We start from the raw sequence: 12,644 nt of genomic DNA on the forward strand, positions 1-12,644 counted from the left end.
GGGCTCAGGGAGGGCGTTGAAATCTGTTGCAGAGGCTGCTTAATGCGGCCTTTCCTTTTTATCGCGTGCGCAGCGGCCGCTCGACCCGCTGGCTGAGCCTGCAAAAGTGCGGTTTTACAGAGGGCAGCTACACTCGAACAGACCTAAACTCACAGGAGCAGTCATGACGGAGAAGAAGCAGCCAGCAGACAAAAGCCCGACGGATATCGAACATGCGCTGGTGTTGCAAAGTGGAACCGCCTGGAACGGTCAGGCATATAAGGCGTATCCGGCAGGCAAGCCGCAGATATCGGTGATGCGTATGTCATTGCCTGCCCACAGCGAGCTCCCCTGGCATACACATCCCATGCCCAATACCGCTTATATTCTGTCTGGTCAATTGACCGTTGAAGATAAGCACACCGGTGAACGCTTTAGCGTTAGCGCGGGGCAGGCGCTTAATGAAACGATCGACAGCGCGCATCGCGGCTATACCAGCGAAGAGCCGACTGAATTACTTATTTTCTACGCTGGCGTTGAAGGTCAGGAACTTTCTCTGCCACTGCCAGGAGAGGAAGCGGAATTTTGACAGAGCGAGCCCGTAAAAGGATCGCTTCTTTACTTAGCGGGCAAAGTAAATTAGCACAAGAATGCATTAATAAGCCGGCGTATTAAGTTACGTTCTTTTGCGCGGCAGCCAGCCGCGTATCAATGCGTTGTCTTTACATCCTGCCTCATCATTTGTATTCCAAAATAACTCTTTGCTAAAGGTCAGACGCTATTTACGGTTTAATCATTGTTTACACGCCGATAAGAATGCAGGCGAATGGTTAAAGTTTGCGCAGGGTGCTTTTGGCGAAAAACAGAATCAAAAGCGTGACGCTAAATCAATAAATCAATCATAAACAATTGAAAAATAGATTTTTTTAACGGTTTTTTTCGAGCGTGCGCTAACCATTGCTAATAAAAAAAGCCTCTGTTTTTAATGAACTTTTCACCTGTTAGTTGATCTTGCCGAAAGAACATATACACTAGTAACGCATATGACACGAAATGCTCAAATAAAAGATAAAATCGAGCGCGGGTTATTAGCATCATCTCCTTTAAGTTGTTCTTGCTTTACCTTCCACGCCAGATGAAAAAAACCTGCAGCCTCTTTAAGGCTGTCTTAAGGTTTTCTCAGCATTATTTCTCCGACGACTCTCTGCAAACGGGAGCCATAGTGAGATTCAACAAAATTACGCTAAAAAGAAACAATTGCTTCATGTTTGTAATATTTATTTCTCCAGGCGGTGCTTAACTGTTTTACGTTTGAACAACTTAAATTGATGGAATCTAACTATGTCATTTATTCCTTTTTCGCGGCCTTCACTGGGTGAAGAAGAGCTGGCTGCGGTAAAAGCGGTGTTTGAATCGGGATGGATCACCACTGGCCCGCAGAATGCTGCGCTGGAGCAGGCTTTTTGCCAGCTTACGGGTAATCAACACGCTATCGCAGTGAGTTCCGCAACGGCGGGTATGCACGTTACGCTGCTGGCGCTGGATATTCAGCCCGGTGACGAGATCATCACACCCTCGCTGACCTGGGTTTCCACCATCAATATCATCACGCTGCTGGGCGCCACGCCGGTAATGATCGACATCGATCGCGATACGTTGATGGTTACTCCCGAACAAATCGAAGCTGCAATCACGCCTCGCACCCGCGCCATTATCCCGGTGCATTACGCGGGCGCGCCGGCAGACAGCGATGCGATTCACGCCCTCGGCAAGCGTTACAATATCCCGGTAATTGAAGATGCCGCGCACGCGGCGGGCTGCTATTACAAGGGACGCCATGTCGGCAGTACGGGTACTGCCATTTTCTCGTTTCACGCCATCAAAAACATGACCTGCGCCGAAGGTGGGCTGATTGTTACCGATGACGCCGGGCTGGCGGATCGCATGCGCAGCCTGAAATTCCACGGTCTGGGCGTCGATGCGTATGACCGCCATACCCACGGCCGCAAGCCGCAGGCGGAAGTGATTATGCCTGGCTTCAAGTACAACCTGCCGGATATCAGCGCGGCTATTGCGCTGGTGCAGTTGAAAAAGCTCTCTGCCTTCAATGCGCGCCGCGAGGCGATCGCTCAGCGCTATCTGCGCGAATTAGCCGACACGCCGTTCCTGCCGCTATCGCAACCGACATGGGCTCATCAGCACGCCTGGCATCTGTTTATCATTCGCGTCGACGAAGCGACGTGCGGCCTCAGCCGCGATGCGCTGATGGAAGCGCTGAAAGCGCAGGATGTCGGCACCGGCCTGCATTTCCGCGCCGCGCACACCCACAAATACTATCGCGAACGCTATCCGCAGCTCTCTCTGCCCAACACCGAATGGAACAGCGATCGTATCTGCTCCATTCCGCTGTTTCCGGATATGCATGATGACGATGTCACCCGCGTCATTGACGCCTTGCGTCACATAGCTGGAGTCTGAGATGCAGGAAGAAAAAGCGATTCGCAAAGTTTCCGTCGTTATTCCCGTTTACAACGAAGAAGAGAGCCTGGCGGAGCTGGTGCGCCGTACGGATGCGGCCTGCAGCTTGATTGGGCTCGATTATGAGATCCTGCTGGTGGACGACGGCAGCGCCGACCGCTCCGCCCAGATGATCAACGATGCCGCCGATATGCCCGGCAGCCATGTGGTCGGCGTATTGCTGAACCGCAACTATGGTCAGCACTCGGCCATTATGGCGGGTTTCAGCCATGTTTCAGGCGATCTGATCATCACGCTGGATGCCGATCTGCAAAACCCGCCGGAAGAGATCCCGAAACTGGTGCAGGCGGCGCAGCAGGGTTATGACGTGGTCGGCACCGTTCGCCAGAACCGTCAGGATAGCTGGTTCCGCCGCCGCGCCTCGCGCGCCATTAACCATTTGATTCAGCGCGTCACCGGCAAAGCGATGGGGGATTACGGCTGTATGCTGCGCGCCTATCGTCGTCATATTGTCGATGCGATGCTTAACTGCCACGAGCGCAGCACCTTTATTCCTATTCTCGCCAACACCTTCGCCCGCCGCACCATTGAACTGCCGGTTACCCACGCCGAGCGCGAGTTCGGCGACTCTAAATACAGCTTTATGAAGCTGATTAACCTGATGTACGACCTGGTGACCTGTCTGACCACCACGCCGCTGCGTCTGCTGAGCATTATCGGCAGCCTGATCGCGCTGGCCGGTTTCGCCTTTTCGCTGGTGTTGATCGTGCTGCGTCTGTTTCTCGGCGCCAGCTGGGCGGGCGACGGCGTGTTCATGCTGTTCGCCGTACTCTTTATTTTTGTCGGCGCGCAGTTTATCGGCATGGGCCTGCTTGGCGAATACATCGGCCGTATCTATAACGATGTCCGCGCGCGTCCCCGCTACTTTATCCAGCGTGTTGTTCACCCACAGCAAAAAGCTTCTTCAGTACAGGAATCCGAGTAATGAAAACCATCGTCTTCGCCTACGCCGAAATGGGCTGTGCGGGCATTAGCGCGCTACTGAAAGCCGGTTATGAAATCAGCGCCATCTTCACGCATGCTGACACCTCGCCTGAAAGCCATGCGTTTCCATCCGTGGCGCGCCTGGCGGCGGAGCAGGGCATCCCGGTTTACGCACCGGAAGATGCCAGCCATCCGCTGTGGATCGATCGTATTAAAGCGATGCAGCCTGACTTTATTTTTTCCTTCTATTACCGTGCGCTGCTGAGCGACAACATCCTGAAAACCGCCCGGGTGGGCGCTTTTAACCTGCACGGCTCGCTGCTGCCGAAATACCGCGGTCGCGCGCCGCTTAACTGGGTGCTGGTTAATGGCGAAACCGAAACCGGCGTGACGCTGCACCGCATGGTGAAGCGCGCCGACGCTGGCGATATCGTTGTACAGCAGCGCGTGGCGATTGATGAACAGGACAACGCGCTGGCGCTGCACCGCAAGCTGGTCGCCTGCGCGACGGAGCTGCTGGACGGCGTATTACCGGCGATGAAGCGCGGCGAAATTTCCGCCACGCCGCAAAACGACAGCGAAGCCACGGTGGTCGGCCGCCGCACGCCGGAAGACGGACGTATCAACTGGGAGTGGCCTGCGCAGTCGGTGAATAACCTGGTGCGCGCCGTAACCGATCCCTGGCCGGGCGCGTTTGCCTTTGCCGGTACGCTGAAGTTTGTCGTATGGAAAGGGCGCGTGCATGTGGATGCGCCAAAAGCGAAGCCGGGTACCGTGCTGTCGGTCGATCCTTTCCTGATCGCCTGCGGCGAAGGCGCGCTGGAAGTGCTGACCGGTCAGAGCGATAACGGCGTCTATATGAACGGCAGCCAGCTGGCGCAAAACCTCGGCATGGTGCCGGGCGCGCTGCTCTATTCGCAGCCGGTCGCCGCGATCAAACGACGCACCCGCGTGTTGATCCTCGGCGTTAACGGCTTTATCGGCAATCACTTAACTGAACGCCTGCTGCAGGATGATAACTTTGAGGTTTACGGGCTGGATATCGGTTCCGATGCGATCAGCCGTTTCCTAGATCAGCCGCGCTTCCACTTTGTTGAAGGCGATATCAGCATTCACTCGGAGTGGATTGAATACCACATCAAGAAATGTGATGTGGTGCTGCCGCTGGTCGCGATCGCCACGCCTATTGAGTACACCCGCAACCCGCTGCGCGTGTTCGAACTCGATTTCGAAGAGAACCTGAAGATCATCCGCGACTGCGTGAAGTATAAAAAGCGCATTATCTTCCCGTCGACCTCGGAAGTGTACGGCATGTGTACCGACAACCACTTCGACGAGGATCACTCTAATCTCGTGGTCGGCCCGATCAACAAACAGCGCTGGATCTACTCCGTGTCGAAACAGCTGCTGGATCGCGTTATCTGGGCATACGGCGAAAAAGAGGGATTACGCTTCACCCTGTTCCGTCCGTTTAACTGGATGGGGCCGCGTCTCGATAACCTGAACGCCGCCCGTATCGGCAGCTCGCGTGCTATCACCCAGCTGATCCTTAATCTGGTGGAAGGTTCGCCGATCAAACTGATCGACGGCGGCGCGCAGAAACGCTGCTTCACCGATATTCGTGACGGCATTGAAGCGCTGTTCCGCATCATTGAAAACAAAAACGGCAACTGCGACGGCCAGATCGTTAATATCGGCAATCCGGACAATGAAGCCAGCATCAAAGAGCTGGCCGAGCGTCTGCTGGCGAGCTTCGAACGCCATCCGCTGCGTGACCGTTTCCCGCCGTTCGCCGGTTTCCGCGAAGTCGAGAGCAGCAGCTATTACGGGAAGGGCTATCAGGACGTAGAGCACCGTAAGCCGTCGATCAAAAACGCGCGCCGTCTGCTGAACTGGACGCCGACGGTAGAGATGGATACCACCATCGACAACACGCTGGACTTCTTCCTGCGCACCGTTGAGCTACAGGACAAGCCATGAAGAAAGTCGGTTTGCGCGTCGATGTCGACACCTGGCGAGGTACGAAGCTGGGCGTCCCGGCGCTGCTGGAGCAGTTCAGTCTGCATCAGCTGCAGGCCAGCTTCTTTTTCAGCGTCGGGCCGGACAACATGGGACGCCACCTGTGGCGTCTGATGAAGCCGCGCTTTTTGTGGAAGATGCTGCGCTCGCGCGCAGCCTCGCTCTACGGCTGGGATATTCTGCTGGCCGGCACCGCCTGGCCGGGGCGGGATATCGGGCGCGGGCTGGCTGACATTATTCGCGCTACGGCCGAGCATCACGAAATCGGCCTGCATGCCTGGGATCATTTCGCCTGGCAAACCTGGGCGGGCGTCTGGCCGCAGGCAAAGCTGACCGAGCAGATTGCGCGGGGCAAAGCGGCCCTCGAAGCGATAACAGGTGACACTGTCACCTGTTCGGCGGTCGCGGGCTGGCGCGCCGATACGCGCGTGGTCGATGCCAAAGAGCAGTTTGGCTTCCTCTATAACAGCGACTGCCGCGGCAGCGGGCCCTTTATTCCGCAGCTCAGCGACGGCAGCAACGGCACGGTGCAGGTGCCGGTTACGCTGCCAACCTGGGACGAAGTGGTCGGCCAGCAGGTCAGTGTGGCAGGCTTCAACGACTTTATCCTCGAACAGATGCTGGCTGCCACCGGCTCGCCGGTTTACACCATTCATGCCGAGGTTGAAGGCATTGTCGGATTATCCGCTTTCGCAGAACTGCTGAAACGCGCAGAAGATCAGGGTATCCACTTCTGCCCGCTCAGTGAGCTATTGCCCGCCGATCTCAGCACGCTGCCGCGAGGCCGCGTCGTCCGCGGTCACATCCCCGGACGCGAAGGCTGGCTGGGCTGTCAGGGCTGAACGTCACGGTATTTATTTGCACAGGAAACATGGATGCGTACAGGCACTAAAACCGCGCTGCTGCTGGCGCTCTTCGCGCTTTATTACCTTATCCCGATTGAATTTCGTGCCTTATGGCAGCCGGATGAAACGCGCTATGCCGAAATCAGCCGCGAAATGCTCGCGGGCGGCAACTGGGTGGTGCCGCACTTTTTCGGCTTGCGCTACTTTGAGAAACCGATTGCCGGTTACTGGGTAAATAATATCGGCCAGTTCATCTTTGGTCATACGCCTTTCGGCGTGCGAGCAGGCGCGATTTTCAGCACCACCTTTAGCGCGCTGCTGCTCTACTGGCTCGGCAGACGCATGTTTGCCAGCCGGACAATCGCGCTCACCGGCGGCCTCATTTTTCTGACCTCGCTGCTGGTATATGGTGTCGGAACCTATGCGGTGATCGATCCCATTTTGCTGCTGTGGCTGGTGGCGGCGATGTGCAGTTACTGGCTGGCGGCGCAGGCGAACACCACGCAGCAGCGACTCGGTGGCTATCTGCTGCTCGGCGCCGCCTGCGGCATGGGCTTTATGACCAAGGGCTTTCTGGCGCTGGCGGTACCGGTGCTGGCAATCGTGCCCTGGGCGATCTGGCAGCGTCGCTTCGCTGAACTGCTGCGCTGGGGATTGCTGACCATCGTGACGGCGGCGCTAATCAGCGCGCCCTGGGCACTGGCGATCAATCGGCAGGAAGGGGATTTCTGGCACTACTTCTTCTGGGTCGAGCATATCCAACGGTTTGCCGAAGCCGATGCGCAGCATAAAGCACCGTTCTGGTATTACCTGCCGGTATTGCTGGCGGGCTGCATGCCATGGCTGGCGCTACTGCCTGGCTCGCTGAAGGCGGCGTGGCGGCAGCGCGGGCAAGAGCCCGGCGCGGCTTATCTCTTGTGCTGGGTAGTGATGCCGCTGCTGTTTTTCAGCATCGCAAAAGGCAAATTGCCCACCTATATTCTGCCTTGCTTCGCGCCGCTGGCGCTGCTGATGGCGCGCTATGCCCACGGCAGCAGCGCAGCTCTGGGCAAGGTGTTTAAGATCAACGGCTGGATAAACCTGCTGTTCGGTCTGATCGCGACAATCGCAGTCGTGGCATTCCTTGCGCCGTGGGGGCTGGCACACCATCCGCTCTACGCCAGCGACGAGACGATGCGCGTAGTCTGGGCGGCAGCGGCGTTTGTCTGCTGGGGCGTGGTGGGCTGGCTGAGCCGCCAGCCGCGCGATAACCGCTGGCAGCTGGCGGCACTCTGTCCGCTGGCGCTGGCGCTGCTGGTTGGTTACGCCATTCCGCAGAAGGTGCGCGACTCGAAGCAGCCGCAGAGTTTCGTCAGCGCAGTGCGCGAGCGGCTGGCGGGCAGCCGTTATCTGCTGGCCGACCATCCGGGCGTGGCCTCGGCGATCGCCTGGGAGCTGCGGCGCAGCGATATTACCCTCTATGACGCTAAAGGCGAACTGCAATATGGCCTCAGCTATCCCGATGCGCAGCCGCGCTATGTGGATGGCGGCGCCTTTGCGGACTGGCTGCAGGAGCATCGCCGAAACGGCAAGGTATCCGTAGTGGTGATGCTCGATTCAGGCGAGAAGGAGCCGGATGCAAGCCTGCCGAAGCCAGATGAGATTTATCGCCAGGGGCGGCTGATTTACTACGGCTACGACGAAAAACCATGAACCTGCTGCTGATTATGCTGGTGAGCCTGCTGAGTTGCGCAGCGCAGCTGTGCCAGAAACAGGCGGCCACCATCGGCACGCGACAGGGGAAAAAACGCCTGCTGATGTGGATCGCGTTGAGCCTGCTGCTGCTTGGCGTCGCGATGCTGGTGTGGCTATGGGTGCTGCGTCTGGTGCCGGTCAGCGTGGCCTATCCGATGCTCAGCATCAATTTTGTGCTGGTGGCGCTTGCCGCGCGTCTCATCTGGCGGGAAAGCTACACGCTGCAGCAGTGGATCGGCACGCTGGCGATCGTCGCTGGCGTGGCATTGATAGGGAGCCATCTGTGAAAGGCTTTAGTCTGGCGCTGTGCTCTGTTTTGCTGGTGACGCTGGCTCAGCTGGTATTACGCCTGGCGATGCGGGACTTTCCACCCGCCGCTGAATGGCTGAGCGTCGACTGGGTGCAGCACAGCAAGTCGCTGATATTGCTCTGTATCGGGCTGGGGGCCTATGGGCTTTCTATGCTTTGCTGGATGCTGGCGCTGCGTCATTTGCCACTTAACCGGCTCTATCCGCTGCTTAGCCTGAGCTATGTGCTGGTGTGGCTGGCTGCGGTTCTGCTGCCGGTATTCGGCGAACCGTTCCGCTGGAGCGGCCTCGCGGGCGTGCTGCTGATCGTGCTGGGTCTGGTGACGATCTCTGTTCCACGCCGAAAGGCAAGGTTATAGCAGGCAGATGCCATCCATACCGGCAATACAGTTACGGCCCGCTTTTTTAGCGACGTAAAGCGCCTCGTCGGCGGCAACCTTCAGTGAGTCAGGCGAGTCTCCGGAAGAGGAGGCGCTGATACCGGCGCTCAGGGTAACGATTTTTTCCGGCAGATCGCTCGCCCCATGAGGCAGCGCCGCCCGGCGAATGGCCTCCAGCGCCCGATGCGCTACGTTCTCCGCATCCCGGGCTTTTGTGCCCGGCAGAATAATGGCAAACTCTTCTCCGCCATAGCGGGTCACCCGGTCGGTGCTGCGCAGCGGAAGGTGTTTCAGCACCGCCGCTACCTCCTGCAGGCAGCGATCGCCAGCGATATGTCCATACTCATCGTTATAGCGCTTGAAGTAGTCCACATCGAACATAATCAGCGAGACCGGTGAGGCGGCGCCCTCCAGGCTCTTCTCCAGATAAAAATCGAACTGTCGCCGGTTGCCCAGTCCCGTTAAGCCGTCCAGCATCGCCAGGTCGCTGAGCGTGCTGTTGAGCCGCGTCAGCTCATCCTGCGAGCGCATCAGCGCCTGCTGGCTCCGCTGGTTGGCATGCAGCTGACGAAGCACCAGAAAGCCGAACAGCAAAACCAGCAGCCACGTAAAAATATTAACGCTGATGCCGGTGATATTGCTCATCCACCAGGCGTGCCGGATCGCCCGGGTTTCATAGCCGACAGCCACGACCAGAGGATAACGCTCCAGCCGGGCGTAGCCGAAAAGACGCTTCTGTCCGTCAAGATGGCTGTTCCAGGTCGCGCTGCCGATGCGCGACTGGCTCAGCAGGCGGGTAAAGAGCGGGCTGGAGGAGAGACTGCTGTTGAGCACGCTGTCTGGGAAAGGGCGGGCATAGAGAAGAAGGCCCTCCGTGTTCATCAGGGCCAGCAGATCGCCCGGGCTCTGTTCATACCAGCCGTAGAACTGGCGAAAAAAGGCGACTTTTACCGAGCCGAGCGCCACGCCGCGAAAATTACCTTCAGCGTCATTCAGCCGCAGAGAAACCGGAATGACCAGCTCATCGGCGCTGCGGCTGCGAATAACCTCTCCGATATGAGCGCCCGTATCCGCGTGATCGCGGTGCCAGATAAATGACTCTCGATCGGCATTATTCATCTGCGTGTCATGCTGGTCGCGAGAGCTGGCGAGCCCGTTACCCTCTTTATCATACACAAACAGGCCAGCCAGCTGAGGCAGGGGAAGAGAGAGTCTGGCCAGAATGCCGCGCTCGCCGCTGTACGCCTCCGGGTGGCTAAATACCTGGTCTGTCTGGCGGGCTATTTCATCCAGCGCAATATTAACCTGCAGGAAAGTATCCTGCGCCTGTCGCGACAGAGAGAGCGACTGGTTGCGGGCCTGGACTGAGACATCCTGAAGCCGGTTCTGCCAGGAACGCCATAATGCCCAGCTACATGCCGTCACGATAAACAGGCTAATAAAAAGCAGAAACAGCAGCACAAAGCGCTCTGTTCTTCTGGTGCGGGGTGATGGCAAAGTCTCTCTCCAGTAAAACAGAGGGTTATCAGTAAAAGGTAGCAGTAAAAAGCGGACCTGCAGGCAGGTACGCAGACAGGCGGCCGATAAGAGGGCACCTCTGTTGCCGTTTGTGATAACTGAACGTTGCCGAAGCCAGAGCATTGTGCGTTAAGGGCGGCTCTGAGATGGTAGTTTTAAAAAGAGGTGACTCAAATTTCGCGCTGCTGGATATCAGCGACAGGCGACATCATGTTTTCCGGTAAGGCGTAGCGATGTGGTTTCCGCGACGCGCGTCGCCAGTCATGATTCGCGAGCAACGCCTTGCGCATGATTTTAGCTGAGATCTGTTCGGGCGCGTTTCTGTATCGCCGCTCCGGCAAACGGTGCGTTGAAAGTGGTAATCGGTAAGAGGCTGAACAAGCAAACAGAAGAGTGGCTGAGTAAAACTTAACGCCGTTGAAGCCCGTCTTATTCTCCGCTACATACCCATTTTATTTATCAATTCCATTGATTACGCGTATTCAAACAGCATTTATTTTAATTATTCATTCCTGATTGACACTTCATATATTGTTCTCGCTTGCATGATTCTGTCTGATTTGCATCTGATTTGTGTTAAGTTGATATTTAATTTTTTGATATTTAAAACATATAGAAAATCATTTTTTTATAGTTCCATCAGGAACTTTCCGATTGTTTTGATGGTATTCTGGGCTTGTGTGCTTACGAAAAACTTACAATCAATTTAAATTAAGTTTTTATGATGATGAAATCAGGGACGATACTGGCGCTATGCGTCAGCTTATTCACAACTTCAGTTATTGCAGCACCGCTAAATCCCGCTGACCGCGATTATATTCAGAGGCAGCAGCGGCTGAGCCAGGATCAGCAGCAGCGCGATGCGCTGTGGCACGCCGTGTCGCCTGAAAGCCCGCCCTCTGTGGCATCTGGCCGGAACGGCCCCTGTTTTCCGGTGAAAAAAATTGTTATCCGCAATGCCTCCCTGCTGTCCGAACGCCAGCAGGGAAATATCACCGCGCCCTATATTAACCGCTGCCTTGACTTAACGGAAATAAACGCGCTGGTGCACGATATTTCCGACTGGTATATGCAGCGCGGCTATATTACCAGCCGGGCCTTTCTCACCGAATAGGATTTATCAAAAGGCGAACTGCTTATTCCGGTGCTGGAAGGCACCTCTTCAGCAGGAAGGACTTGGTATGAAGCTGATATTGGAATAAATAATGTCATGTCAAGAGCAAAACAAGGTGGCACACGTTTACTGTATTCTGATGATGGCCTTTTATATATAACAACAGACCACTATGAAACAGTAACATCGATAGGCAAGTGGAAGTGACAAGGGAGAAATATATGTATCAAAGTATCGTAATAGATGGCGCTCTCATGAGTTCAGAGAAAGATTTTCATCGTACTTTAGCTGAGGTGTTAGATTTTGGACCCTACTATGGTAATAATACTGACGCTCTATGGGATATGTTAAGTTCGGGTATGGCTTGTGGTTTTTTTATACACTGGAAGAACTCATCCACTTCCAAAGAAAGGTTAGGTGAAAAATTTGATGTTATTGTTGGTCTTTTTAATAAAACAAAACAAAGATATCAAGGCAAAGGAGAGGATATGCAATTTGACTTCCTACTTAATTGACTCCTGATAGGAAACCTATTCTGGCGCAGTCCAGACCGGAAAAAATAGTAAGGAATATATAAATGTTCGGTAACAGAATTACTCAGTTAGAGAAAAATCTTGAAGATCGGTTAAAACCAGCTTTGATGAAGGATGTTTAGATTATATCCAGTACAATGAAGAGTCACTTGCCTTTGAGATATTGTGTGATCATATAAGTGAGTATGAAGTTGCAATAACTCCAGAAGAATATGAAAGGATATATACGGGATATGACAGCGTTTAGAAAACTTTTACTTATCAATAAAAATGATTATAAAAAAGTGAACACTCATCTTTAGATGAGTGTTTAGCGGAGTTTTGGATATTTCTCTCGATAAAGTAGATGTTGGTGATGCTGCCTGAGCAATAAGGCAAGAGCTATTTTTTGCAGAAGTTTTACCAAGAGCTGAAGTTATTCTAAGGCAGAATCCGTTGGCTGGAGAAGACTATGATGGACAATTGATATCCTCTATAGCTTCTTTAGATAGTAATGAGGCAAGATCCGTATCGCCTGCTCTTCTACGTATTAGTTCTTTTTTAAATGGGTTGGATAAATCTATTTTTGATAATCAGATCATTAAGGATATAGGAAAAATAGACAAACTTTCTCATGCTTGAAAATGAATCCCAACCCTTTTGATTGGGTTTTTTACATTATAACTAACTACTTACTGAATCGCCACGGATAATCTAGACACTTCCGAGCCGTTGATAATACTGGTTTTCATATTCTGTCGGTGACATCTGTT

12 protein-coding genes and 1 pseudogene are annotated in these 12,644 nt (G+C 54.5%); 12 read left to right on the forward strand and 1 reads right to left on the reverse strand.

The window, feature by feature from the left end; translation table 11 throughout:
• Window positions 1-163 precede the first annotated feature (163 nt).
• From EKL29_RS19145 to arnF, 8 genes are all read left to right on the forward strand, one after another.
• Window positions 164-568 carry a cupin domain-containing protein gene (locus tag EKL29_RS19145; RefSeq protein ID WP_120454126.1) on the forward strand — a complete coding sequence of 135 codons (405 nt, stop codon included), beginning with the start codon at window positions 164-166 and terminating at the stop codon, window positions 566-568.
• 752 nt (window positions 569-1,320) lie between these two features.
• Entirely contained in the window at window positions 1,321-2,457 is a 1,137-nt protein-coding gene (gene arnB / locus EKL29_RS19150; protein WP_120454128.1) for a UDP-4-amino-4-deoxy-L-arabinose aminotransferase, read from the forward strand.
• Window position 2,458: 1 nt separating this feature from the next.
• Complete coding sequence (arnC, locus tag EKL29_RS19155; protein WP_120454130.1) at window positions 2,459-3,442, forward strand: undecaprenyl-phosphate 4-deoxy-4-formamido-L-arabinose transferase; 984 nt, start codon at window positions 2,459-2,461, stop codon at window positions 3,440-3,442.
• Entirely contained in the window at window positions 3,442-5,421 is a 1,980-nt protein-coding gene (gene arnA / locus EKL29_RS19160; RefSeq protein WP_126690452.1) for a bifunctional UDP-4-amino-4-deoxy-L-arabinose formyltransferase/UDP-glucuronic acid oxidase ArnA, read from the forward strand. Before arnC ends, arnA begins: the two co-directional genes overlap by 1 nt.
• Window positions 5,418-6,302: a 4-deoxy-4-formamido-L-arabinose-phosphoundecaprenol deformylase gene (gene arnD / locus EKL29_RS19165; RefSeq protein WP_120454133.1), complete on the forward strand. Its 885-nt coding sequence runs from the start codon at window positions 5,418-5,420 to the stop codon at window positions 6,300-6,302. Before arnA ends, arnD begins: the two co-directional genes overlap by 4 nt.
• Window positions 6,303-6,335: 33 nt before the next feature.
• Window positions 6,336-7,997 (forward strand): lipid IV(A) 4-amino-4-deoxy-L-arabinosyltransferase, encoded by a 1,662-nt coding sequence (arnT, locus tag EKL29_RS19170; RefSeq protein WP_126690453.1) that lies wholly within the window; start codon window positions 6,336-6,338, stop codon window positions 7,995-7,997.
• Entirely contained in the window at window positions 7,994-8,326 is a 333-nt protein-coding gene (gene arnE / locus EKL29_RS19175; RefSeq protein WP_126690454.1) for a 4-amino-4-deoxy-L-arabinose-phosphoundecaprenol flippase subunit ArnE, read from the forward strand. Before arnT ends, arnE begins: the two co-directional genes overlap by 4 nt.
• On the forward strand, window positions 8,323-8,706 hold the full coding sequence (gene arnF, locus EKL29_RS19180; RefSeq protein ID WP_126690455.1) for a 4-amino-4-deoxy-L-arabinose-phosphoundecaprenol flippase subunit ArnF: 384 nt from the start codon (window positions 8,323-8,325) through the stop codon (window positions 8,704-8,706). Before arnE ends, arnF begins: the two co-directional genes overlap by 4 nt.
• On the opposite strand, the gene EKL29_RS19185 is transcribed toward arnF, so the two are convergent.
• Window positions 8,701-10,224, reverse strand: a complete 1,524-nt coding sequence (locus EKL29_RS19185) for a sensor domain-containing diguanylate cyclase (protein ID WP_311779045.1) — start codon at window positions 10,222-10,224, stop codon at window positions 8,701-8,703. The genes arnF and EKL29_RS19185 overlap by 6 nt on opposite strands.
• A 742-nt stretch (window positions 10,225-10,966) precedes the next feature.
• Here EKL29_RS19185 and EKL29_RS19190 point away from each other — a divergent pair.
• The 4 genes and pseudogenes from EKL29_RS19190 to EKL29_RS19210 all read left to right on the forward strand — a co-directional run bounded on the left by EKL29_RS19190 (window position 10,967) and on the right by EKL29_RS19210 (window position 12,513).
• A complete protein-coding gene (locus EKL29_RS19190) occupies window positions 10,967-11,359 on the forward strand; it encodes a POTRA domain-containing protein (protein ID WP_126690457.1) in 393 nt (130 codons plus the stop codon).
• A 221-nt stretch (window positions 11,360-11,580) separates the two neighbouring features.
• The gene (locus EKL29_RS19200) at window positions 11,581-11,874 is read left to right on the forward strand and encodes a barstar family protein (RefSeq protein ID WP_126690458.1); all 294 of its coding nucleotides are present in this window, start codon (window positions 11,581-11,583) and stop codon (window positions 11,872-11,874) included.
• A 142-nt stretch (window positions 11,875-12,016) separates the two neighbouring features.
• A pseudogene (locus tag EKL29_RS23575) lies at window positions 12,017-12,139 on the forward strand (MafI family immunity protein); the annotation flags it as partial.
• 122 nt (window positions 12,140-12,261) lie between these two features.
• The gene (locus tag EKL29_RS19210) at window positions 12,262-12,513 is read left to right on the forward strand and encodes a contact-dependent growth inhibition system immunity protein (protein WP_158618940.1); all 252 of its coding nucleotides are present in this window, start codon (window positions 12,262-12,264) and stop codon (window positions 12,511-12,513) included.
• The last annotated feature ends 131 nt before the right edge of the window (window positions 12,514-12,644 follow it).

Origin of the sequence: Pantoea sp. YU22 (assembly GCF_003970755.1) — a bacterium.
GTDB classification, from domain to species: Bacteria; Pseudomonadota; Gammaproteobacteria; order Enterobacterales; family Enterobacteriaceae; genus Pantoea; species Pantoea piersonii.